The sequence below is a fragment of the Buchananella sp. 103232 genome (assembly GCF_058725725.1).
On the sequence record NZ_JBZXJM010000014.1, the window covers coordinates 17,528 to 40,382 of the forward strand.

The following is a 22,855-nucleotide window of genomic DNA, read 5'->3' on the forward strand; positions in this document are numbered from 1 at the left end:
ACGCGTTTGGCCCGCTGGACCGTGCCACTCAGCTCCCTGCGCGCCTCGGGGCGCACCACCTATCGACTCGAAAACGCCGCCGGGGGCCGGGCGGATGATCCGCCCGGCCCCCGGCCCTACGTTCTGCGAAACCTAGGCGCGCGCCGCGCGCGCCACTGCGGCGGCCCCGGCACCCGCGGCGCCAGCACCCCCGGCGCCCGCAGCCTGGGCGGTTTCCTCCTGGCCCAGCTGGCCGTGGAGCCGCCTGCGGCGCCACCAGTTGCGCACCTGCACCGACCCGAACGCGATGGCAAAGATGACGCCGTAGAACACGCTCATGCCCGCAGAGGTGGCGACGTTCAGCGAGTACGCCATCTCGAAGCCGGCCCAGGCGCCCAGCCCGGCCACGAGCAGCGTCACCAGGATCATCGACCCCAGGCGCTTGGTGAGCAGGGCGGCCACGGCGGCCGGGATGACCACCAGGGCCAGGATCAGGATCGCGCCGGCCGCGTTGAACGCGGCGGTGACGGTGACGGCCACCAGGAACATGAAGACCGTGCCGAGCATGCCGGTGCGCAGCCCGGCCACGCGGGCGAACTCGCTGTCGAAGGTCGCCACCTTCAGGCGCGGCAGCAGCAGGGCGATCGCGATCGCGTTGATCGCCAGCACGCCCAGCATGACGTAGAGGTACTCGGGGCCGATGCTCTGCCCGTTGACGAACACGTGCTTGAAGGCCGCCAGGTTCAGGTCTCCCACCAGCACCGCGTGCACGTCTAGGTGAATGTGCGCGAAGTCGGAGGTCACCAGGATCACGCCGCCACTGAACAGCGCCGGGAAGAGCAGGCCCTGCGGGGCGTCGCCCGTGACTAGTCGGGTGCGGGTGAGCCAGTCGCTGCCCAGCACCACGGCCAGGCCGGCCAGGGCCGCGCCGGCCACCAGCAGCGGGGAGTCCAGGTCGTGGGTGAAGTAGAAGCCCACCACGATGCCGGGGAACACGGCGTGCGCAATCGCGTCCACCAGCATGGATTCGCGGCGCAGCACCACGAAGACGCCGGGCAGCGAGGCCGCCAGGGCCGTGACGATGGCCAGCAGGAGTACGCCGGTCGTGTAGCTCATAGCCTTGCCTTCCCCTCAGCTCGCTCCCCTGCGGCCGCCATCGCACCGGCCGGGATGGGCGCGGCGGGGCGGGCGGCAACGTCGTCCCTCCGGCGGCGCAGCTGGTTGCGGGCGATCCAGCGGGCCACCAGGCCACGGCGCGGCGCGGCCAGCAGGGAGAACAGGAAGAACACGGACAGGACCACCACGATCACCGGGCCGGTGGGGACGTTGCCGGCGGAGACGGAGACGTAGGCGCCGATCGCGCTGCCCAGACCGCCCAGGAAGGCGGACAGGACGACCATGGAGGGCAGAGAGTTGGTCCACTGGCGGGCGGTGGCCGGCGGCATGACCACGAAGGCCACCATCAGCACCAGTCCCACGGCCTTCACGCCGATCACGGTGGCGGCCACGATCGCGGCGAAGAGGGCCAGGTCCAGCCACTTGCCCTTCAGGCCGATGACGGTGGCGTGGGCGGAGTCGAACGCCCGCAGCGAGAACTCCTTGAACAGCGCCAGCATGATCGCCAGGGCGATGCCGCCCACCACCAGGGAGGTGATCAGGTCGGCCTGGGTGAGGTGGGAGGCGTTGCCGAACAGGTAGTCCTGGATGCCGCCCTTGCCCTTGTAGCGGCCGTTGGTGATGATCCGCATCATGACCATGCCGATGCCGAAGAACACCGTCAGCACCACCACCATGGCGGCGTCGATGGGCAGCTTGGAGTGGCTGCGAATGTAGTTGGTCAACACGGCGGCCAGGGTGCCGGCCACCACCGCACCAACGGTCAGGGTGACCAGGTTGCGGCCGTCCAGGTCCAGGGCCACGGCCACCAGGAAGGCACCCAGCGTGCCGGGCAGGGCGGAGTGGCTGACCACGTCGGAGATGAGGGACTGCTTGCGCAGGTAGGCGAAGCAGCCCAGCGCGCCTGCAACCACACCGATCACGGTGGTGCCCAGCAGCACCATCCGGAAGGTGTAGGAGGCCAGGAATTCGGCGATGCTCATTTACTCGCCCACCGCGAAGGAGAGGAAGGACTCGTCCAGGGCCGGAACCTCGTAGGCGGCCTGGATGGCCTCGCGGGTGAAGGCCTGGGCGGTGGTGCCCGAGGCGATCAGGCGGCGGTTGAGCAGCGCCACGTGGTCGCAGTACTGGCCCACGGTGGCCAGGTCGTGGTGGACCAGGATGACGGTCTTGCCCTGCTCGCGCAGGCTGCGCAGCACGTCCAGGATCGCGCCCTGGCTCTTGGCGTCGATACCGGCGAAGGGCTCGTCCATGCAGTACAGGTCGGGCTCCTGCACCAGGGCACGCGCCAGGAAGACGCGCTGGCGCTGGCCGCCGCTGAGCTGGCCGATCTGGCGGCCGGCGAACTCGCTCATGCCGACCGTCTCTAGCGCCTTGCGGGCGGCGTCCTTCTGTTTGCGGCCGGGCCACTTCAGCAGGCCCAGGCTGGCGTAGGTGCCCATGGTGACCACGTCCAGGACGGTGGCCGGGAAGTCCCAGTCGACGCTGGCGGCCTGCGGCATGTAGGCCACGCGGGAGCGCACGGTGGAAAGCGGCTTGCCGAAGAACTCGACCTCGCCGCGCACCGGGGTGAGCAGGCCCAGGATGCACTTGAGGAGGGTGGACTTGCCGGCGCCGTTGGGGCCAACCACGCCCATGATCACGCCCGTGGGGACGTCCAGGTCGATGTCTGTGAGCACCGGCGCGCTGTGGTAGGCGGCGGTGAGGCCGCGCACCTTGCAGGCGATGGCCTCGCTGGGCGGCGTGGCGGCCGGGGAGCCGGATTGGACGACGTTGGCCGCAGCGGCCGTCGCGTCTACCGCGCGGCCCCCAGTGGTAGCGGACGTGTTGGACACTTCCATCCTCCTTCGGTGGAGGGGTGTTGGCGCTGTTGCGCCGGAGCCGCGCGGCCACCCCCCTCCAACAAGGGTGGCCGCGCGGGGGTTGGAGGGCCCGAGGGCCCCGCTTACCCGTCGCTGAGCGGCCTCACTTTCCGCCCAGCGCCTCCACGATTGCGTCGACGTTGTGCTTGAAGACGCCCAGGTAGGTGTCAACGCCTTCCTCGGCGCCCAGGGAGTCAGCGAACAGCTCCTTGTCGCTGATCTGGACGTCCCAGCCCGCCTTCTTCACGGCTTCCTGCAGGTGCTGGATGGCCTGGGGGTTGGCCAGGTTGTCCTGGAAGATGACGGGCACCTTCTTCTCCGCGACCATCTTGGCCAGCGCGTCGATGTCCGCAGCGGAGAGCTGTGCCTCAGAGGAGACGAAGTCGGTGGCGTGGATCTCCAGGTTGAAGGAGGCGCCCAGGTAGTTGAAGGCGTCGTGGCCGGTGACCAGCACGCGGGTGGCCAGGCCCTCGAAGGCCTTCTCGGCGTCGGCCTTGGCCGTGGCGATCTCGTCCTGGTACTTCTTGGCGTTGGCCTTGTAGGTCTCGCCGTTGGCCGGGTCCACCTCGGCGAGCTTGTCGGCGATGTAGCCGGTGACCAGGATCCAGTTGTCCGGGGAGTTCCAGATGTGCGGGTCGTGCAGCGGGTTGCCCTTGTCGTCGGTTTCGGGCCAGTCCAGCAGGTTCTCCTTGGGCAGCATCTCGCCGACGGCGATCTGCTTGTCGCCCAGGCCCTCCAGCTGGTCCAGCATCTGGGCCTCCATGTGCAGACCGGTCCACACGGTCAGGTCTGCGGCCTGCATGGTCTCCAGGTCCTTGGTGGTGGGCTGGTAGGTGTGCGGGTCGCCACCGGGGCCGACCATCGTGGTGATGTTGGCGTCGGGCGCGATGTTCTTCACCGCGTCGGCCAGGTAGCCGGTGGTGGCAAAGACGTCCAGGCTCTCGGAAGCGGCGCCGCCGTCGGCAGCCGGCTTCTGGTCGCTCTTGGCGCTGCAGCCGGCCAGCAGGAGGGCAGAGCCAGCAGCAACGGCAACGGCGCCGCGCATGAGCCTTGCGTACTTCATAAGTTCCCCTTTCGACATCACCGTAACTTATTGTTCGGCGAGACGTAGTCAGTGAGCGTAGCCTAACCTGGGCTACGGAGTTGAGAATAGTCCTCACAAAGAGGGGTGCTTGGGAACAAAGGCACAGGGAAAACGTGGCATTGCTCAAGAAAATGCGGGAAGGCCACGCGGAGCCGCGAAGCGTCCAGTGTGCACAATCACACGGCGCGCGATCCGAGCTGACGTTCGCGACATAAAGGTGGGGTCGGCCCGCCGAAGCGGGCCGGCCCCACAGCCAGCTCCCAGCCGCATCAACCCGTCCGGAACCCGCCCCCATCGGCGGGTCCCGCCGGCCCTCACTGCAGCGGCTTGAACTGAAGCGACACAGAGTTCATGCAGAACCTGTTACCCGTAGGAGTCTGCGGGGCATCCGGGAAGACGTGCCCCAAGTGAGAGTCGCACCGGGCGCAGCGCACCTCCGTGCGCAGCATCCCGTGACTGCGGTCCTCCAACAGCCTCACCGCGCCGCCGTCCAGCGGCGCGTAGAACGACGGCCAACCACAGTGCGAATCGAACTTGGTCAACGAATCGAACAGCTGGGCCCCGCAACCGCCGCAAGAGTAGGTGCCCTCACGGTCCTCGTGCAGCAGCTCGCCCGTGTGCGGCCGCTCAGTGCCGGCCTCCCGCAGCACGTGGTAGGCCAGCGGGCTCAACCGGGCCCGCCACTGCGCCTCCGTGACCGGAAAGTCCTGCCCCTCCCCGGCCTCACCAGAATCGGGCCCCGGGTTGGGGGCGGCAGCCAAGGCGTCGTCGGACACAGAATCAAAAGTCATTTCAGCTCTCCCTCTCAATCGCGCCCTCCACGCGAGTGCGCGGCAAACTCGTGGGGGCATTTTGCTGCAACCAGGACACCACGTGCTCGCGCAACTGGCAGCGCAGCTTCCACACGTCGCCCGGCGTCGCGGCCGAAACCAGCAGGCGCAACTCCACGCTGCCGCCCTTGGCGTCCGTCACCTCCACCGCGCACTCCCGGCCATCCCACAACTCGCAAGACTCCAGGAAACTACGCGCCTCGGCGCGCACCAGCTCAACCGGCACCCGCCAATCCACGTCCACGAACACCTGCCCAATCCCGTCCTCGCCGTGCCGCGACCGCGTCTCGAAGAACGTCTTGATGAACAGCGTGGAGGGAACCACCACGTGGCGCCCGTCCCACACGGACAACACCACGTAGGTCAGCGTCACCTCCTCCACCTTGCCCGTGTTCGACTCGATAGTCACCGTGTCCCCCACCCGCACCGCGTTCGTAAACGCCAACTGCAGGCCCGCGAACAGGTTCGCCAAACTGGACTGCGCCGCCAAGCCCGCCACCAGCGAGATCAAACCCGCCGACGCGAGCACCGACGTCATCGCCGTGCGCGCCCCCGGGAACGTCATGATGATCGCCACCGTGCCAGCCACGCTCACAATCGCCACCGCCACCCGGCGAATCATCTGCGCCTGCGTGGTGCGCCGGCGGGCCGTGAGCGGGTCGTCCACACTCAACGCCACCACCCGCTGCTCCGCGTGCACGATCAGGCGCGCCACCAGCCAGGTCGCCACCGCGATCGCGCACACCAGCAAGAAGTGAGAGACCAACTCCACCCAATGCGGCTCCACCGCCAGCGGACGCGCCGCCCGCGTCACGTTCAACACCGCAAACGCGCCCACGGCCATGCCCAGCAGCAGCATCGGCAGGCGCAACCGCCGCGACGGCGCCGCCTGGTGACGCCGCAGCGTGCCCACCTTCCACACCATGTAGACGGCCAGGCCCACGCCGGCGCCAACCACCGTGCCAATCAGAATCGGCAAACCGAACTCCAGCAGCGAAGCGGGCAGTCGAAACACAGCCAGATCTGCGGCAAAAACGGGAAGCGGAATCGCGGCGGGCATGCGCCCAGTCTAGGTCCGGCCCAGCGCCACCGCCCGGGAGGCGCCGGTTCCGACCGCGCCGCGAGGGGACCTACCCGCCGACAAGCGAACAGGGCGGGCAGAGGGGGCGGCGGGCGGAACGTCGGCCCACTACCCCCACCCCAACTCGTGCAGGCGATCGTCCTCGATGCCGAAATGGTGGGCGACCTCGTGAACCACCGTCACCGCGATCTCCTCCACCAACTCCTCCCGATCCTCACACATGCGCTTAAGCGGGCCACGGAAGATCGTGATGCGATCCGGCAACGCGCCCGCACCCCAATAGTCGCCACGCTCCGTCAGCGGCGTGCCCTCGTAGAGACCAAGCAGGTCATCGGCGTGCTCCTCACCGCACTCCTCGCACCAAAACGGCTCGGCAGACTCCAGCTGCTCCTCGGTGGGCTCGTCCTCCACCAACACCACCACGTTGTCCAGCCTGCTCAGCAACCCGTCAGGGATCTGCTCCAAGGCCTCCTCGACGGCGGCGTCGAACACATCATCCGGCACGTCAATCACCGCCCCATCCTCCCACCCCCAAGCTCACCGGCGCGGAAAACCCCGCCCAAACGGACCATCTCAGGCCAAAAGTCGCCTGTGTCCCGTCTCACCCGGAGACGATTTGCCCTCCAGGAACTTTTGCCTCTAAGCTAATCCACGTTCCAAAGGGCGCTTCGCCCGGCGGAGCGGCTCTGGCCCCCATCGTCTAGCGGCCCAGGACGCCGCCCTTTCACGGCGGTAGCACGGGTTCGAATCCCGTTGGGGGTACGACAGAGTCAAGGTCTTGTACCAACAAGGCCCCGTAGCGCAGTTGGTTAGCGCGCCGCCCTGTCACGGCGGAGGTCGCGGGTTCAAGTCCCGTCGGGGTCGCGGATGCGAAACTGCCCGGTGACTTCACCGGGCTGTGGAGCATTAAGGCTCTGTAGCTCAGTTGGTAGAGCGTTCGACTGAAAATCGAAAGGTCACCGGATCGACACCGGTCGGAGCCACGAACAGCCCCGAGGAAACTCGGGGCTTTTTCGTATTCGCGGGCGGGGCCGGGGGCGGACGAGGGCCGGGGGCGGCCGGGCGAGGGCCGGGTGCGGGCCGGGTGCGATCTCGCGGGGTGCCGCAGCTTCGAATGTTGGTGACTGCGGGCACACTGTCCCCATGACTCGTTCGCCAGAAATCCCCACAGCGGCCGACGCGCCACTTTCCGCCGCCGCCAGGTCAGTGTGGGCAAAGTCCGGCTACGACCCGGCAAGCACCCGCTGGCTCCCCCTCTGGCTGCACCTGCTCGACACGGCGGCCGTAGCGCGGCACCTGGCGCTCAACTGGTACGGCCCCACCGTGCCGGACATTCTGGAGCGCGAGTTCGCCGACTCCACCACCGGGCTGCCACCCCTAAAGGAATTCGCCGCGCTGGCCGCTTGGATGGGCGCAACGCACGACATCGGCAAGGCAACCCCCGCGTTCGCGCAGCAGGTCCCCCGCCTGTACGACGTGATGCAGGAGGCCGGGCTGAAGTCAGACGTGATTGATCGCAACGAGCGCCGCGAGGCGCCCCACGCGGTAGCAGGGCAGACTTGCCTCAGCAATTGGCTCAATGCCGCGCACGGCTGGACCAGGCGCCAAACTCGAGCACTCACCTCGGTGGTCGGTTCTCACCACGGCCTTCCTCCCACCTTGGCAAAGGTCAACGAGCTCATCAACGGCCTGCGGCCACATCTCTTTGGTGCCAAGACCTGGGAAGAAGCACGGGCAGAGATACTGGATTTCGTCACCACCCGCACCGGCGCCACCTCTCTTCTTTCCCACTGGCGCGGACGCGAATGGAGCCAGCCTTTCCTAGCCGCCCTGTCCGGTCTGGTGATCGTGGCCGACTGGCTTGCTTCTAGCGAGGTCTACTTCCCCACGATGCCGGAGATGGACGACGCCGCCGCACTGCTGCCCCCTTCAGCTCACGCAGTTCGTGTTGAGGCCGCTGTGCAGAAACTGGAGCTGCCAACGCCGTGGCGACCGCTGGATCTGGGAGAATCCCCGGACGAGCTGCTGCAGTCTCGTTTCTCCCTTCCTGACGGCGCGCGCGCCACCGACGTGCAGGCACGGGTGGTGGAAGCGGCCCGAACCATGGAGTTGCCTGGCCTCATGGTGATTCAGGAGTCGACGGGCGGTGGGAAGACCGAAGCTGCCCTGATGGCTGCGGAGGTGCTGGCCGCACGGACCGGTCGGTCGGGTGTCCTGTTCGCGCTGCCTACACAAGCCACCGCTGATGCCATGTTCGCCCGCGAGCTTGCGTGGCTGATGCGCATCCAGGAGCACTACGGCGAGCGTGGTGCTCCCTCGAGCTACAGCGCGAACCTGCTGCATGGACGCGCACGCTTGAATAAAGCTGCCAGAAAGCTCCGCCGAGCTGGGTACGAAATCAGGGATCGTCTACTCGGCAGTGTCGGCGGAGAAATCGGGCTCTCCCCGGTTATGCCCACGCCCCAGGAGGTCGGCAGGGACGAGCCTTTGCCAGACCTGCGCCACGGAGGCAAACGCGTTGCGTTGCCTCACCCGGATGTAGCGATCACGGCCTGGTTTAACGGCAACAAGAAGGCGATGCTCTCTGACTTCGTTGTCACCACAGTCGATCATCTGCTATTCGGTGCGATGCGTTCCCCGCACCTGGCGATGCGCCACCTTGGCCTGTCCCGCAAGGTGGTGATCGTTGACGAGGTGCACTCTTACTCCACCTACATGAACGTCTACCTAGACCGGGTGCTCACCTGGCTGGCCAACTACGGGGTGCCGGTGGTGCTCCTATCGGCCACGCTCTCCCAGAAGCGCTGTGGTGAGCTTGCGGCGGCTTATGGGCGGGGGATCGAACTAGCTGCAGGCGAACTACCCGACGATGTCGACTCCCCTCCGCCGACACGAATTGGTTTCCCAGCGCTGCTAACGATCAGTGCCACCGGCTCGAGAACCGAAGACCTGAACTCTAGCGGCAGACAAAGCACCACCGGTGTGGCACGCCTAGGCAAGGACTGTCTGGTACCGCTACTCGATGACAAGCTCTCCGACGGCGGTTGCGCCCTCATCGTTCGCAACACCGTGAAGCGCGCCCAGGACACCTACCTCGAACTCAAGGCGGTTTTCGGTGACGACGTTTCTCTCCACCACGCGAGGTTCACTATCGCCCATCGGCAGGAGCGTGATAGGAACCTACTGCGCGCGTTCGGGCCTCCTCGGTCAAAGCCACAGCGCCCGCACCGTTCCATAGTGGTGGCCACTCAGGTAGTTGAACAGTCCCTCGATGTCGACTTCGACCTGCTTATTACCGACCTGGCCCCGATAGACCTGGTGTTGCAGCGAATGGGACGCCTGCATCGGCACGTGCGCCCACGCCCTCCCAAGCTCGCCACCCCAGTTGCTTACGTCGACTATCTCCCCTCCACGGCGAGCTCGAGTCCCAGCCTGGAGGGCGGCGCTCGCGCAATTTACGGCGCGCAGGATCTCCTGCTCACTGCGGCCTGCCTGGACCGACTAATCGCTGAGGGGAAACCGGTGGTTGTGCCCGACGACGTACGTACCCTCATTGAGGAGGTATACGGCGACACCGCACGCGTACCGGCTCATTGGGTCGAGCTGGTGGACTCCGCCCGCGCGGAGTGGAACAAGAAGGCACAGCTACTAGAAAACTCAGCGTATAGCTACCTCCTGGCGGAGCCTGACGTAGACAACGGGGCAGGGTTAACTGGCTGGTTGAACACACACGCAATTGCCGACGACGAGGCCGGCCGCGCCCAGGTCAGGGACGGAGAGGACTCTTTGGAGGTGATCCTGCTGGACAAGCGCCTGGTAGGAGGCCAAGAGGAGTACTACACCCTACCGAGCTCTGACGTGCCAGCCTGCCCAGTCCCAACGGACCGGGTTCCCGAACGGGAGGTTGTGGAGGCGATGGCACTATCCGCAGTTCGTCTTCCCTTCACTTTTTCTCGCGGGTCGCTTTTGGATAACTCCATAGCTGAGCTAGAAAAGTGGGTACAAACTGAGTGGCAGGTAGAGCCCGCCTTGCGAGGGCAACTGTTCCTATTGCTCACTGACGGGCGAGCCACTCTGGCCGGAAAGACCTTGGAATACTCACCTGAGTTTGGACTGATGGAGGCGGGCACGGAATGAGCAGCTCTTTCAACCTGGTCGACAAGCCGTGGATACGTGTGACCTACCTGGACGGAAACACAGGGGAGGTTTCCCTTCAGGAGGCCTTCGAGCAGGCAGAACAAATCGCTGCCATCACCGGTGAGCTGGCCAGCCAGGACGTAGCCATCCTGCGCTTGCTACTGGCGATCTGCCACCGAGCGCTGGGGGGTGCCCCTATGTTGTTTGTCAAGCGGCTTGAACGAGTTTCGGGTTTGGTTGTGGGTCGTAGAGGGTGCCTGTGCGGATCATGGCGTGCAGGGTGAGGATGCGGCGGTGGGCCAGGGCGAGGAGTGCTTGGTTGTGGCGTTTGCCTTGGGCGCGTTTACGGTCGTAGTAAGCACGGGAGGTGGCATCGCTTCGTAGGGAGGCAAAGGCAGCTAGGAACATGGCTCGTTTGAGGCGTTTGTTGCCTGTTCTGGATACGTGTTCACCTCTGATGGAGCTGCCCGAGCGTCTGGTTACCGGGGTTAGACCGGCGTAGGAGGCTAGGTGGGCTGCGGTGGGGAAGGTCTTGCCCAGGGTCTCGGCGAGGAAAACAGCTGCGGTCCTGATTCCGATCCCGGGCATGGAAGTCAGGACCTGGAAAAGAGGGTGGGCCTGCACTAGGTGCTCGACCTGGGTGGCGATGTCTTTGCGTTGGGCGTGCAGGGTGATTAGCTGCTGGGCTAGGTGGGGCAGGACTGTGCCTGCGGCTTGGGTGCCGGCAACGGTGACACTTTGTTTGGCTAGTGCTTGGACGATCTGGTCGGCCCATGCGGCGTAGAGTTTGGCTCCGTTGGCTTTGAGTTTGGCGGCAATCCGCGTCTTTCCAGCTTTCTTCAGTTGGGCTGGGGTGGGGTAGGTGTTGATGAGCTGGAGTATGGAGTCATGCTCCAGTTTGGGGCCAAGGACAGCTTCCAGGGCGGGGTGGATCTGGGTGTACAGGCCTCTGATCCGGTTTGCTGTCTGGTTGACCTGACGGGCTAGGTCCAGATCAAACCCGGTCAGCATCGCCAAGGCCGGGCCGTCCTGTTCTCCATCGCCTAACGCGCGCAGGGTGTGAGGCATGGTCAAAGCAGCCATGGCGATCACGGCGGCGTCACGTTTGTCTGTTTTCGCATTGCCCGGGGTTAGGTCGGCGATACGGCGCATGGACAGACCTGGCAGGTAGGCCACGGTGATTTCCATGTCTTGGGCTACTGCCACGGCCAGGGCCCCGATGGTGGCTGGCTGGTCCACCACTACCAAGACCGTGCCGTGTCTAGCTAGGTCTTGGTAGAGCGAGCGGAGTTTGGACTCGTCGTTGGGCAAAGGCTTGTCTAGCAGTTTCTTGCCCGCGCGGTCTAGGGCGTGAGCCCAGTGTTCGCTTTTGCCCACGTCGATGCCGACAAAGACTGAGATCTGGTCTACTTCCATGTGTCCTGCCCCTTGCTAAACCACGGCCAGCGCCACGGTCGCTAGTCCCGCACCCACGTTACGAAAGACCTCGCTACAAGCGGGTCGTTCCCCTAATCAGCGGTCACCAGCGCCCAACTGTCGTGGGTGACAACACCCCCCGGATCATTGGTTAGACAGGGGCAAACCATCATGCCCACGACAGCTGGCCGAGCCCGGAACAACCGAGCCACAAACAAGGTAACGGGCCGAAGACCGTCAAAGAGTGGAAGCGAGCCTGGGCGGCTCCAGATGTTCTTAGAAGCGCAGCCACCGCCTACCTGGCGGAGCACCGCCCTCGTTTCGACCTTCGTGACCCGGTTGCGCCGTTCTTCCAGGTAGCGGGGATTCGGAGTTCCTCAGGAGCTATTTCGGGGTTGGAAAAGCTGATTGCAGATGTGCCCAACGGGGAGCCGTTCTTCACCACTCGGCGCGGTCGAGGGCTCAAGAGCATCAGTTGGGCCGAGGCCGCCCGCTGGCTGGTGCACGTACATTCTTTTGATCCTTCAGGCATTCGCAGCGGCGCGGAAGGAGACCCAGCGGTCAAGGGTGGCAAGGGGTATCCGATCGGGCCCGGCTGGACTGGACAGATTGGCGTCGTCTACGTGAAAGGCGAGAACCTGGCCAAGACTCTCCTGCTCAACACGGTGGTGTGCAAGAAGGTCCCGGACATGCACAGCGTTTCCGAGACAGCAGATTTGCCCCCCTGGGAGCGTGAACCGAGTGGGCCGGCGGGAGCGGAATCGTTGCCGCCAACCGGACCAGTGGCGTGCTACACGTGGCAGACCCGTCGAGTGCTCCTGCATGGCGACGAACACCGTGTGCACGGGCTGTTTCTGGGTAACGGTGACAAGGCCACGCCGCAGAACCGATTCAGCGTCGAGCCGATGACTGCGTGGCGGTACTCAAAGCCGCAGAGTACCAAGTTCAAGACTAAGGTCTACATGCCGCGCAAGCATTCTAAGGAGCAGGCGTTCTGGCGCGGACTGCCTTCTCTGGTTTCTCAGCTGAGCCCGGAAGTGGCTGGGAAGGACGGCGGCTCCCAGTTTAGGCCACCAGCGATCCTCGATTTCTACCAAGTTCTTGTTAGTGAGGAAGTTGTTCCTATTCAGGGCCTGGTACATGTAGTCGCTACCGGCATTGAGTACGGTTCTAACGAGTCAGTAATCGACGAGCTCATTAACGACTCCCTGCAGTTGCCTACCAAGCTGATTCGCCGCGATTCCCCGCTGATCACCTGCGTCCGCGACGCGATGTCTGAGGCGGATCTGGCTGCCTTTGCAATCCGGAATCTTGCAGCCAACCTTGCCAAAGCATGCGGTGCAGAGCCAGACAAGGCCAGTGCCGCAGGCGATGCGGCCAGGGCGGCGATGTATGCGGTTCTGGACCAGGAGTTTCCCAGCTGGCTTGCCTCGCTCGAGAAGACTGACCAGGCAAAGGCCCGCGACGCTTGGCGGACTTTGTTGCATCGTGAGGCCAACCGGCAAAGCCTGGACCTAACTGCAGCGATCCCCGCTACGGCCTTCGCCGGTCGAGGAACCGGCGACGCCCGCATGGATGCCGGCAAAGCTTTGGCATTCTTCCGTTCGGCACTGCGCAAGGGGATCCCGTACCCCACCCAAGAGAAATCATCCACCAACGAGACAGAAAGGACCACGGCATGACCACCCTCGATCCGGGCAATACAGCGGTGACTCCGGGCGACCCCCCGCCCCGCAAAAGTAGGAGGCCGTTTGGCAACAAGACTGTCGAGACGGCCAGCAGGGTCCTCGAAGGCGAGCGCGGGCTTCAGCGCCGGTACTTGGAGGGTGAGTCACGTGCCAGGGCGGAGTTAGCACAGCTCCGTAAAGCAGTACCCAGCTCTCCCGGGGACGTTCCGGCCATCTGGCATCTCACTTCGGTCGAGGTTCCGACTGGTGCTGGAGACGAACCAACTTGGGAGGAGATTGCGGTTCACACCGCGCTGACCCTTTACGCGGTGCATCAGCAATCCAGGTCTGAACCGATGCATGTCCGCGACCAGGGCTTGGGGCACGCGGCTCGTGCACTAGTCGGTACAGGGACCGACGAGAACGATTCGCTGAGGGCGCGCTTCAACGCCCTTGTAACGTCTTCCACGATCACGGAACTGCGCCACCACCTGAAGACCTTTTCCTCACTTCTGCGCGCCAAGGGCATTCCCATGGACTATGTCCTTCTGGCCGGCGATTTGGTTCGTTTCCAGACTCCCGGTGGCGCCAGCGCCATGCGGCTGACGTGGGCTCGCGAGTTCGCTGCGCTCCCGCCCGTTCAGCTCTCCTCTTCTACAACTTCCCCTTCCTCTTCCAACGACTTGGAGCACTGACATGACTACCTTTGTTGACCTGCACATCCTTCAGAACCTGCCGCCGTCGTGCGTGAATCGCGACGATTCTGGCTCTCCTAAGACCGCCGTTTACGGCGGTGTTCGGCGCCTACGGGTTTCCTCTCAGTCGTGGAAGCGGGCCACCCGGCAGTTCTTCGAGACCCGATTGGACCCCACCGAGGTTGGCATCCGCACCAAGCGCGTCGTTGAACTGGTGGCCTCCCGCATCGCCGCTCAGGACCCCGACCTGGCAGGAAAGGCTGAGGAGCTGGCCAAGGGCGTGTTCGCGGCAGCCAAGATCAGGGTGGAGCCGCCCAAGAACAAGAAGGATGGCACCCCGGAGTCGGGCTACCTCCTCTTCCTCTCCCCTTCCCAGGTCGACCGCTTGGCCCGACTTGCGGTTGCTGCCGAGGAGCAGGAGGAGAAGGTGGACGCGAAGATGGCCAAGGCCATTTTCAAGGAGGACCACGCAATCGACATGGCCCTGTTCGGACGCATGGTGGCCGAGGACACCGACCTGAACATCGACGCTTCCTGCCAGGTTGCGCACGCGATTTCCACTCACCCCGTGGAGACGGAGCACGACTTCTTCACGGCAGTGGACGATGCCAAGGAGGACTCCGAAGAGAACGAGGATGCCGGCGCCGGAATGATGGGAACGGTTGAGTTCGCCTCCGCCACCATCTACCGCTATGCGACGGTGAACCTGGACATGCTGAAGGAGAACCTGGGTAGCCCCGAGGCCGCGCTGCGTGCCCTTGAGGTTTTCATCGATGGGTTTGCCCTTGCCATGCCCACTGGCAAGCAGAACACCTTTGCCAACCGGACCCTGCCGCACCTCGTGTCCGTCTCCGTCCGAACGGACCAGCCCGTTTCGTTGGTGGGTGCCTTTGAGGAGCCGGTAAAGACCGACGCGACCTCCGGTTACTTGGGGAGGTCCGTTAAGCGCTTGGCAGAGCACGCAGCTGCGATCGGGGAAGAGTTTGGGCTCCGCCCCGCGACGAGCTTTGTGGCTGGCCTGGCTGACCAGGAAATCACCGCTCCTCTGGGCGAGCACGTTGGCTACGCAGAGCTGGCAAGTAAGGTCCGCGACGCCGTCTCTCCGCTGCTGAGCAAGCAGGAGTCTGCCTGATGTCCACCTTGCTCCTGCGTTTGGCAGGTCCTTTGCAGTCTTGGGGGGTGAAATCGCGTTTCGCGGTGCGAGGCACTGAGCTTGCCCCCACTAAAAGCGGCATTATCGGCATGCTCGCCGCAGCTTTGGGGAGGCGTCGCACTGATCCCTTAGAGGATCTACTCCAGCTTCGGTTCGGGGTGCGGAAGGATCAGCCTGGCCGCCTCCTACGGGATTTTCACACCGCCCACGACCGCAAGGGAGGGTCGATGCCGCTCTCTGAGCGGTATTACCTGTCCGACGCTGTATTCCTTGCCGGCATCGAGGGAGAGCTCGAACTATTGCGCGGCCTTCATGAGGCCGTGCGCAACCCCCAGTTTCCTCTCTACCTGGGCCGGCGTTCCTGTCCACCCAGTCGCGCGATCCCAATCGACGTGAGAGACGGCGACTTGTACACCGTTCTATCGTCGGAGCCGTGGCAGGCGTCAGACTGGTTCAAGAAGCGCAATAAATCCATCATCGCTGAGCTCCTTCTCGATAAGGAAGTCGTGCCTGACGAGATCAGCGTTGGCGACATCCGAACCTCCCGGGACGTTCCCCTCTCGTTCGATCCCGAGTTCCGAGACTACGGCTTCCGCGAGGTCGAGCGCCTGACGGTACCGCTCGGAGACGGCTCCGCAGACCCGCACGACCCGATGACGACTGTGGAGGAGGCAGGCAATGTACCTAACCAAGCTTGAGATTGATCCTCGCCGCAGACTTGCCCGCAAGTTTCTGGGATCACCCCAGGCGATGCACGCCGTTGTGGCCAAGGCAGCGGGAGATTCAGGGCAGGATTCCGAGGGACGGGTGCTTTGGCGGGTCGACCGGCTCTACTCGCACACCTCGCTCTTCATTCTTTCTCCACAGGCACCGGACTGCTCCCAAATTGAGCAGGAAGCTGGCGTGGCTGGGAGTGTGGCCCGCACTCTCGACTACCGCCCGTTCCTGGACAAGCTAGAGAACGGGCAGGAGTGGAGTTTCCGCCTGACAGCCAACCCAGCACGCGCCATCGCGCAGGGGGCAGGCAAGCGCGGAAAAGTTGCCGGGCACGTGACCGTGGCGCAGCAACAGGAATGGCTGACAACGCGAGCGCAGCGAAACGGCTTCGAGCTCCTTGCTGTGCCCGGTGTAGAGCCCGACTCCTTGGACGCTGCGGCCTCGGTAGCACACCGAGAAAAGCCGGTGTTCCGCCGCGCCCGGGAGGACGGTGGCAGGGACATCGTCACCATCAACAGGACAGTCTTTGAGGGAGCCCTGCGAGTCACAGACGTGGACGCGTTTAGGACCGTGCTTGTCAAGGGACTCGGGCGCTCAAAGGCCTACGGGTGTGGCCTGCTGACTCTGGCAAAGAGCTCAGGGAGCTAGCCATGTCCAGGCTGCTTCCCGTCCCGGTCACAGCACTGCCTAGGGTGCAGGATCGCTCGTCCTTCCTCTATCTGGAGCATTGTGTGGTCCATCGGGAGGATGGTGCCCTGACCGCCAGAAACGATCAGGGCACCATCCGGGTACCCGCTGCATCACTGATCGCCGTGCTGCTAGGACCCGGGACAACGGTGAGTCATCAGGCGATGGCATTGCTGGGCGAATGCGGCACCACGGCAGTGTGGGTGGGCGAAAGAGGCGTGCGCTACTACGCGCACGGCCGCTCGCTGGCCACGTCCAGCCACCTGCTGATAGAACAGGCCGCACGGGTCTCCTCGCCACAAAAGAGACTGAAGGTGGCACGGGCCATGTACTGCATGAGATTCGCCGGGGAGGACGTCGGCGGACTAACCATGCAGCAACTACGCGGCCGCGAAGGGGCGCGGGTAAGGGCGATCTACCGGAAGGAGTCTCGTCGCACCGGCGTACCGTGGACTGGGAGGGACTACAAGGCAGACGATTTCGAAGCATCGGACCCGATCAATCAGGCTCTCTCCGCAGCAAACGCCGCGCTTTACGGGGTGGTTCACGGTGTGATCGTTTCCCTGGGGTGTTCACCGGGGCTGGGAGTAGTCCACACCGGGCACGAGCGCGCATTTGTTTACGACATCGCCGACCTTTACAAGGCGGAGGTGTCTATTCCCATCGCCTTCGACGTCGTCGCGGAGGGAATGCAGGACCTAACCGGAACGGTAAGGCGACGGGTCAGAGACCGAATCTTCGAAGCACGAATCATCGAACGATGCGTTGAGGACATTCGCAATCTACTCGGTGACGCCGAACGAACCGACCTCGCGATCAACGTAGTCTCGCTGTGGGACTACCAGCAGAAGGTTATTGCGGCAGGACAGAACTACGAGGAAGTCGGCGGATGGTAGTGCTGCTCTTATCGGCTGCGCCCGCTGGACTACGCGGTGCAATGACCCGCTGGATGATGGAACTGGCTGCTGGCGTATTCGTGGGTAATCTCAGCGCGCGGGTGAGAGAACAGGTGTGGGAGCTCGTGGCACAAAACCTAGGTCAGGGCAGGGCTCTTCTATTGTGGTCTAGCCGTTGCGAACAAGGATTCGAGGTGGCCTCACTGGGGCATGAGCGCGTTCCAACTAACCTTGACGGATTCCTAGTGCTGCTGGAGCCCTACAAGACTGAAACATCTCCAAACAGGCTGACTGGCAGCGCCCCGGCACGCCAAGAAGGGTGGTCCGTGGCCGGCAGACGACGCAAGTTCCGCAACTCCACGGAGCGGGCTCTGGGTAATCAGTAAAGGAAAACTCTGTACAATCCGGAACAGTTACCCTGGAGATTCAACGATTTCCAAGGGTGGACCCCGCGCGAGCGGGGATGATCCCGCGGCCTTGTACGGGCGCGGGTGCGTGGCCTCGTGGACCCCGCGCGAGCGGGGATGATCCCTCGGCGATACCGCCGGCGACCTTCTTCACGGGGTGGACCCCGCGCGAGCGGGGATGATCCCGTGTAACTGCAACTCCGCTCCCCCTGGCTGGTGTGGACCCCGCGCGAGCGGGGATGATCCCCGCCCGCGTGCTTTCGGCATAGGTACTCACACGTGGACCCCGCGCGAGCGGGGATGATCCCTCTATTTGGTGTATTTTTTTTTCATACGTTATGTGGACCCCGCGCGAGCGGGGATGATCCCCCATACTCGCCCGGTCTCAGTGTCAAGCCACCGTGGACCCCGCGCGAGCGGGGATGATCCCTGGTCACGGTAGGCAGCCATTGCGTCAACCGTGTGGACCCCGCGCGAGCGGGGATGATCCCCCGCCCCCGTGTCGGCTATACGCGCACGCACTGTGGACCCCGCGCGAGCGGGGATGATCCTGCAGTAGTGGGGCCTAGAAGCGCTTGGAGGGGGTGGACCCCGCGCGAGCGGGGATGATCCTTAGTGCGAGGGGCGTTGCGTGAACAGCGCCCCGTGGACCCCGCGCGAGCGGGGATGATCCCCCAAGTCGAAACCGAGTCGGTTTCCAGTGGGTGTGGACCCCGCGCGAGCGGGGATGATCCTGGTGTATGACGGGGGCTCAATTCCGTTATTAGGTGGACCCCGCGCGAGCGGGGATGATCCTGCCGTGAGGGGGCCTAGGGGAGCTTGGAGGGGGTGGACCCCGCGCGAGCGGGGATGATCCCCCGGCCCGGTGTCGGCTATACGCGCGCGGGTAGTGGACCCCGCGCGAGCGGGGATGATCCCAAGAGCTAGTTGCCGAACATGTGCCGGCCCTGGTGGACCCCGCGCGAGCGGGGATGATCCTAGCGAAAAAGTCTGAGCGCCCTGCCGGGGCGCGTGGACCCCGCGCGAGCGGGGATGATCCCAAGACTGTAAGGACCAGTAGAAACGTCAAACTGTGGACCCCGCGCGAGCGGGGATGATCCCGCGGTGCGCAGGGACGGGAGGATATTGGCGCGGTGGACCCCGCGCGAGCGGGGATGATCCCGCGCCCTCCGGGCCACCCTCGGCACCGTGTCGGTGGACCCCGCGCGAGCGGGGATGATCCCGCCGGGTAGTTCAAATCCGGGCGCCCGCTCATGTGGACCCCGCGCGAGCGGGGATGATCCCGGCAAGCGTAGCTCGAAGCGCGCGCCAAAGGGGTGGACCCCGCGCGAGCGGGGATGATCCTAGCGCCAACTACCTGCATAAATGCGGGCCAAAGTGGACCCCGCGCGAGCGGGGATGATCCCACCCTAAACAATTGGCTGGGCGGTATTCCGCAGTGGACCCCGCGCGAGCGGGGATGATCCCGGCATTCACGCCCTGCCCAGAGACGGCCAGCAGTGGACCCCGCGCGAGCGGGGATGATCCCGATTTTGAGTATCTGGAGTATCTGCCACCGATGTGGACCCCGCGCGAGCGGGGATGATCCCTTGGCTGCGTCGGTCTCGTAGCGGCGGGCGGCGTGGACCCCGCGCGAGCGGGGATGATCCCTTGATGGTAATGCTGGTTCTTACCTTGTGCGTGTGGACCCCGCGCGAGCGGGGATGATCCCTCGATCATGGACGGCGTGATCTCCAGCCAGTCGTGGACCCCGCGCGAGCGGGGATGATCCGGGGAGGTTGCGGAAGTCCGCGATTTGGTCGGGGTGGACCCCGCGCGAGCGGGGATGATCCTGGTCGGCGCCTGACGCCAGTCACAGAAAGCGGGTGGACCCCGCGCGAGCGGGGATGATCCCCGCTCGGTCGGCTCCAGCTGAGCGGCACCCTGGTGGACCCCGCGCGAGCGGGGATGATCCTGAATCGCAATCTGAGCGAGCGAAATTGGTCGCGTGGACCCCGCGCGAGCGGGGATGATCCCTAATTGGTGTATCCGGTGTCAATGACGTAAGAGTGGACCCCGCGCGAGCGGGGATGATCCTACACCAATTAGTTGCAGCGCTCAGCGGCTTGTGGTGGACCCCGCGCGAGCGGGGATGATCCCACAGAGATTGCGGCTACTTGGGGCGGCACGAAGTGGACCCCGCGCGAGCGGGGATGATCCCGAGATGAGACCAAATATTGCGGCTACTTGGGGGTGGACCCCGCGCGAGCGGGGATGATCCCGACCGCCCACCACGAAACCGGCACTAACCGGGGTGGACCCCGCGCGAGCGGGGATGATCCCTCTTCTTTGGTGGCGGCAGCTAAGCCCGCCGCGTGGACCCCGCGCGAGCGGGGATGATCCTGGTGTATGGCAGAGGTCTAATTCCGTTAATGGGTGGACCCCGCGCGAGCGGGGATGATCCCTAGCGCGGACTTAACCGCGTAGTACCCGCCCGGTGGACCCCGCGCGAGCGGGGATGATCCCGCTGTTCACGCAACGCCCCTCGCACATTTTTTGTGGACCCCGCGCGAGCGGGGATGATCCCTAATTGGTGTGTGTATACACCATTTAACTAATGTGGACCCCGCGCGAGCGGGGATGATCCCGAGCGGTGCCCGTGGCGGCCTCATTAGCCGCCGTGGACCCCGCGCGAGCGGGGATGATCCCGCCACACGGCAGGACCGTACCTGACAGGCCACGTGGACCCCGCGCGAGCGGGGATGATCCCACCAGTAACACCTTCAAAGCGCACCAAAGGATGTGGACCCCGCGCGAGCGGGGATGATCCCGCAGCATTGCGAAAATGGTACTTACCTCCACGGTGGACCCCGCGCGAGCGGGGATGATCCCTTAGGGAGGACAACCGCCTCACCATTTGCAAGGTGGACCCCGCGCGAGCGGGGATGATCCTACTCCAAGACCTCTAAGCGGCACGGGGCGGGAGTGGACCCCGCGCGAGCGGGGATGATCCGTTTGCCTTAAACCCTTGACAAAGACAAAAGTTGTGGACCCCGCGCGAGCGGGGATGATCCCGCGGCCCGCTCACGCCGGATCTGCGTGTCAGAGTGGACCCCGCGCGAGCGGGGATGATCCCACCAGGCCCACGCGCCCTCACCCCTAGCTGATGTGGACCCCGCGCGAGCGGGGATGATCCCCGCAGCCGGGGCAGTCCTGGACGCCAACGCCGGTGGACCCCGCGCGAGCGGGGATGATCCCGGAAAAACGGGGTGGCCTTCCTCTGACCCCACGTGGACCCCGCGCGAGCGGGGATGATCCGGCTGAGCGCCGCAAGGATACGCTTGCAGTGATGTGGACCCCGCGCGAGCGGGGATGATCCGCTGCTCCATGAGTGCGAGCGGTTTTTGGGTCTGTGGACCCCGCGCGAGCGGGGATGATCCCAACCGTCCGGTTATTCGTCGGGCGCGGCGGCGGTGGACCCCGCGCGAGCGGGGATGATCCCGCGTCCTCCGTGGCCGGCACCGCCCTATCCAAGTGGACCCCGCGCGAGCGGGGATGATCCCTTCGCCAGGCAGGGAGACTGCACGATGGGCTGGTGGACCCCGCGCGAGCGGGGATGATCCCTTACTCGCCTATTCAATTCGCGTCAACTAGATGTGGACCCCGCGCGAGCGGGGATGATCCCCGCACGGGGTACTCGTTTTCAAGTGGTCCGAGGTGGACCCCGCGCGAGCGGGGATGATCCGTTGGCGTTTGTGGTTTGCGGGTTGTGCCGGGTGTGGACCCCGCGCGAGCGGGGATGATCCCCGTCGTCAATACCACGCCGGGCCGCCCGCCCGGTGGACCCCGCGCGAGCGGGGATGATCCCTGATCGTGGTCTCGATGAACTACGCGAAGAACGTGGACCCCGCGCGAGCGGGGATGATCCCCACCTGGACCCGGGCACCGTCACTAAAGGCGTGTGGACCCCGCGCGAGCGGGGATGATCCCGGGGCGGCGACGGTGATCCGGGGCACCGCTCCGTGGACCCCGCGCGAGCGGGGATGATCCCGGTGAAATTCGTATTCACGGCAATTAAGAACGGTGGACCCCGCGCGAGCGGGGATGATCCCAGCACGTTGACTTTTTTGAGCTGACTCGCCAGGTGGACCCCGCGCGAGCGGGGATGATCCCGACATGCTCCAAACCTGGGCCGAGCAGGGCCGGTGGACCCCGCGCGAGCGGGGATGATCCCGTCCCCTCCTCGGGGGCTTCGCCGGACCCCAGGTGGACCCCGCGCGAGCGGGGATGATCCCGGGTCCAGGCCGGTGCGCTTGCACTGGTGGAAGTGGACCCCGCGCGAGCGGGGATGATCCCCCCGCGCGAGACTGGACAGGCCAGCACGCACAGTGGACCCCGCGCGAGCGGGGATGATCCCTGGATTTCGCGCAATTATCCGAACTCGCGGGAGTGGACCCCGCGCGAGCGGGGATGATCCCCAGCCATCGCTGTCGTCGTCCCACGCCTGGTCGTGGACCCCGCGCGAGCGGGGATGATCCGTACCTCGGCCGGCACCACCCAAGACTCCGCCGGTGGACCCCGCGCGAGCGGGGATGATCCCTGTCAAGCTGACACTTTGACTGGTGAGGTGCAGTGGACCCCGCGCGAGCGGGGATGATCCCGGCAACGCGTCCAGGCGCTTATTCCCAGGCCAGTGGACCCCGCGCGAGCGGGGATGATCCCGCGCAGGCGATCCGTGACGGCGCTGACTTCCAGTGGACCCCGCGCGAGCGGGGATGATCCCTCGGTCGTGGTCACCGGCAACCGACACGGTGCGTGGACCCCGCGCGAGCGGGGATGATCCCCCGGGTGAACGTCCGCGAGCGCGAGTTCGTAGGTGGACCCCGCGCGAGCGGGGATGATCCCAACTATTGCCTCATTTTCAGGCTCAACCCGAAGTGGACCCCGCGCGAGCGGGGATGATCCCGCGTCGTAGGCGCCCTTGTTTGCGTCGGCCAGGTGGACCCCGCGCGAGCGGGGATGATCCGGGGGTCCGGGGGTACCCCTGCCCAGGTCGAGGGTGGACCCCGCGCGAGCGGGGATGATCCCTGCGGTACGGATTCCGGTCACCACTTCCAGCAGTGGACCCCGCGCGAGCGGGGATGATCCC

General features: G+C 65.2%; 16 protein-coding genes, 3 tRNA genes, 1 pseudogene and 1 CRISPR repeat array (1 of these 21 only partly in view). Of the genes and pseudogenes, 12 read left to right on the top strand and 8 right to left on the bottom strand.

From position 1 onward, the window contains the following. Positions 1–132 precede the first annotated feature (132 nt). The 7 genes from AC4PWQ_RS02145 to AC4PWQ_RS02175 all read right to left on the bottom strand — a co-directional run bounded on the left by AC4PWQ_RS02145 (position 133) and on the right by AC4PWQ_RS02175 (position 6,465). Positions 133–1,095 carry a metal ABC transporter permease gene (locus AC4PWQ_RS02145; RefSeq protein WP_492089646.1) on the bottom strand — a complete coding sequence of 321 codons (963 nt, stop codon included), beginning with the start codon at positions 1,093–1,095 and terminating at the stop codon, positions 133–135. Continuing rightward, on the bottom strand, positions 1,092–2,078 hold the full coding sequence (locus AC4PWQ_RS02150) for a metal ABC transporter permease (RefSeq protein WP_371164142.1): 987 nt from the start codon (positions 2,076–2,078) through the stop codon (positions 1,092–1,094). The genes AC4PWQ_RS02145 and AC4PWQ_RS02150 overlap by 4 nt, the downstream gene beginning before the upstream one ends. Then, positions 2,079–2,930 carry a metal ABC transporter ATP-binding protein gene (locus AC4PWQ_RS02155; protein ID WP_371164141.1) on the bottom strand — a complete coding sequence of 284 codons (852 nt, stop codon included), beginning with the start codon at positions 2,928–2,930 and terminating at the stop codon, positions 2,079–2,081. It lies immediately after the preceding gene. Between the two features lie 130 nt (positions 2,931–3,060). Further along, positions 3,061–4,020 (bottom strand): metal ABC transporter substrate-binding protein, encoded by a 960-nt coding sequence (locus AC4PWQ_RS02160; protein WP_492089647.1) that lies wholly within the window; start codon positions 4,018–4,020, stop codon positions 3,061–3,063. 335 nt (positions 4,021–4,355) lie between these two features. After that, positions 4,356–4,832: a peptide-methionine (R)-S-oxide reductase MsrB gene (msrB, locus tag AC4PWQ_RS02165; RefSeq protein ID WP_371164137.1), complete on the bottom strand. Its 477-nt coding sequence runs from the start codon at positions 4,830–4,832 to the stop codon at positions 4,356–4,358. A gap of 1 nt (position 4,833) precedes the next feature. After that, complete coding sequence (locus tag AC4PWQ_RS02170) at positions 4,834–5,931, bottom strand: mechanosensitive ion channel family protein (RefSeq protein ID WP_371177245.1); 1,098 nt, start codon at positions 5,929–5,931, stop codon at positions 4,834–4,836. 129 nt (positions 5,932–6,060) lie between these two features. After that, on the bottom strand, positions 6,061–6,465 hold the full coding sequence (locus AC4PWQ_RS02175; protein ID WP_371177246.1) for a metallopeptidase family protein: 405 nt from the start codon (positions 6,463–6,465) through the stop codon (positions 6,061–6,063). A 176-nt stretch (positions 6,466–6,641) separates the two neighbouring features. Between AC4PWQ_RS02175 and AC4PWQ_RS02180 the strand changes: the two genes are divergently transcribed. The 5 genes from AC4PWQ_RS02180 (at position 6,642) to AC4PWQ_RS02200 (ending at position 10,373) form a co-directional block, all read left to right on the top strand. After that, positions 6,642–6,714: transfer RNA gene (locus AC4PWQ_RS02180), tRNA-Glu, on the top strand. Positions 6,715–6,742: 28 nt separating this feature from the next. Then, positions 6,743–6,816: transfer RNA gene (locus AC4PWQ_RS02185), tRNA-Asp, on the top strand. A 46-nt stretch (positions 6,817–6,862) separates the two neighbouring features. Continuing rightward, positions 6,863–6,935, top strand: a tRNA-Phe gene (locus tag AC4PWQ_RS02190). Positions 6,936–7,095: 160 nt separating this feature from the next. Beyond that, positions 7,096–10,089 carry a CRISPR-associated helicase Cas3' gene (gene cas3 / locus AC4PWQ_RS02195; protein WP_492089648.1) on the top strand — a complete coding sequence of 998 codons (2,994 nt, stop codon included), beginning with the start codon at positions 7,096–7,098 and terminating at the stop codon, positions 10,087–10,089. Then, positions 10,086–10,373 (top strand): type I-E CRISPR-associated protein Cse1/CasA, encoded by a 288-nt coding sequence (locus tag AC4PWQ_RS02200; RefSeq protein WP_492089649.1) that lies wholly within the window; start codon positions 10,086–10,088, stop codon positions 10,371–10,373. The genes cas3 and AC4PWQ_RS02200 overlap by 4 nt, the downstream gene beginning before the upstream one ends. Here the strand turns inward: AC4PWQ_RS02200 and AC4PWQ_RS02205 are convergent. Then, positions 10,297–11,505, bottom strand: coding sequence for an IS110 family RNA-guided transposase (locus AC4PWQ_RS02205; RefSeq protein ID WP_492089650.1), 1,209 nt, complete (start codon positions 11,503–11,505; stop codon positions 10,297–10,299). The two genes, AC4PWQ_RS02200 and AC4PWQ_RS02205, sit on opposite strands and share 77 nt — an antisense overlap. Before the next feature lie 239 nt (positions 11,506–11,744). Between AC4PWQ_RS02205 and casA the strand changes: the two are divergent. The 7 genes and pseudogenes from casA to cas2e all read left to right on the top strand — a co-directional run. Continuing rightward, a pseudogene (casA, locus tag AC4PWQ_RS02210) lies at positions 11,745–13,187 on the top strand (type I-E CRISPR-associated protein Cse1/CasA); the annotation flags it as partial. Continuing rightward, complete coding sequence (gene casB, locus AC4PWQ_RS02215) at positions 13,184–13,867, top strand: type I-E CRISPR-associated protein Cse2/CasB (protein ID WP_371177249.1); 684 nt, start codon at positions 13,184–13,186, stop codon at positions 13,865–13,867. The pseudogene casA and the gene casB, both read left to right, overlap by 4 nt. A 1-nt stretch (position 13,868) precedes the next feature. After that, on the top strand, positions 13,869–14,999 hold the full coding sequence (gene cas7e / locus AC4PWQ_RS02220; protein WP_371164131.1) for a type I-E CRISPR-associated protein Cas7/Cse4/CasC: 1,131 nt from the start codon (positions 13,869–13,871) through the stop codon (positions 14,997–14,999). Then, positions 14,999–15,718, top strand: coding sequence for a type I-E CRISPR-associated protein Cas5/CasD (gene cas5e, locus AC4PWQ_RS02225; protein WP_371177250.1), 720 nt, complete (start codon positions 14,999–15,001; stop codon positions 15,716–15,718). Before cas7e ends, cas5e begins: the two co-directional genes overlap by 1 nt. After that, complete coding sequence (cas6e, locus tag AC4PWQ_RS02230; RefSeq protein WP_492089651.1) at positions 15,699–16,385, top strand: type I-E CRISPR-associated protein Cas6/Cse3/CasE; 687 nt, start codon at positions 15,699–15,701, stop codon at positions 16,383–16,385. The genes cas5e and cas6e overlap by 20 nt, the downstream gene beginning before the upstream one ends. A gap of 2 nt (positions 16,386–16,387) precedes the next feature. Continuing rightward, a complete protein-coding gene (cas1e, locus tag AC4PWQ_RS02235) occupies positions 16,388–17,320 on the top strand; it encodes a type I-E CRISPR-associated endonuclease Cas1e (protein ID WP_371151441.1) in 933 nt (310 codons plus the stop codon). 53 nt (positions 17,321–17,373) lie between these two features. After that, the gene (cas2e, locus tag AC4PWQ_RS02240) at positions 17,374–17,706 is read left to right on the top strand and encodes a type I-E CRISPR-associated endoribonuclease Cas2e (protein ID WP_371177251.1); all 333 of its coding nucleotides are present in this window, start codon (positions 17,374–17,376) and stop codon (positions 17,704–17,706) included. 56 nt (positions 17,707–17,762) lie between these two features. After that, positions 17,763–22,855: a CRISPR direct-repeat array (repeat unit 29 nt; unit sequence GTGGACCCCGCGCGAGCGGGGATGATCCC); it runs 1,098 nt beyond the window's last position.

Bases quoted from the DNA above. Each gene is read 5' to 3' on its own strand.
- AC4PWQ_RS02150 (WP_371164142.1), bottom strand. From the start codon at position 2,078: ATGAGCATCGCCGAATTCCTGGCCTCCTACACCTTCCGGATGGTGCTG.
- AC4PWQ_RS02145 (WP_492089646.1), bottom strand. From the start codon at position 1,095: ATGAGCTACACGACCGGCGTACTCCTGCTGGCCATCGTCACGGCCCTG.
- cas1e (WP_371151441.1), top strand. From the start codon at position 16,388: ATGTCCAGGCTGCTTCCCGTCCCGGTCACAGCACTGCCTAGGGTGCAG.
- msrB (WP_371164137.1), bottom strand. From the start codon at position 4,832: ATGACTTTTGATTCTGTGTCCGACGACGCCTTGGCTGCCGCCCCCAAC.
- cas3 (WP_492089648.1), top strand. From the start codon at position 7,096: ATGACTCGTTCGCCAGAAATCCCCACAGCGGCCGACGCGCCACTTTCC.
- AC4PWQ_RS02170 (WP_371177245.1), bottom strand. From the start codon at position 5,931: ATGCCCGCCGCGATTCCGCTTCCCGTTTTTGCCGCAGATCTGGCTGTG.
- cas6e (WP_492089651.1), top strand. From the start codon at position 15,699: ATGTACCTAACCAAGCTTGAGATTGATCCTCGCCGCAGACTTGCCCGC.
- cas5e (WP_371177250.1), top strand. From the start codon at position 14,999: ATGTCCACCTTGCTCCTGCGTTTGGCAGGTCCTTTGCAGTCTTGGGGG.
- AC4PWQ_RS02205 (WP_492089650.1), bottom strand. From the start codon at position 11,505: ATGGAAGTAGACCAGATCTCAGTCTTTGTCGGCATCGACGTGGGCAAA.
- cas2e (WP_371177251.1), top strand. From the start codon at position 17,374: ATGATGGAACTGGCTGCTGGCGTATTCGTGGGTAATCTCAGCGCGCGG.
- AC4PWQ_RS02200 (WP_492089649.1), top strand. From the start codon at position 10,086: ATGAGCAGCTCTTTCAACCTGGTCGACAAGCCGTGGATACGTGTGACC.
- AC4PWQ_RS02160 (WP_492089647.1), bottom strand. From the start codon at position 4,020: ATGAAGTACGCAAGGCTCATGCGCGGCGCCGTTGCCGTTGCTGCTGGC.
- casB (WP_371177249.1), top strand. From the start codon at position 13,184: ATGACCACCCTCGATCCGGGCAATACAGCGGTGACTCCGGGCGACCCC.
- cas7e (WP_371164131.1), top strand. From the start codon at position 13,869: ATGACTACCTTTGTTGACCTGCACATCCTTCAGAACCTGCCGCCGTCG.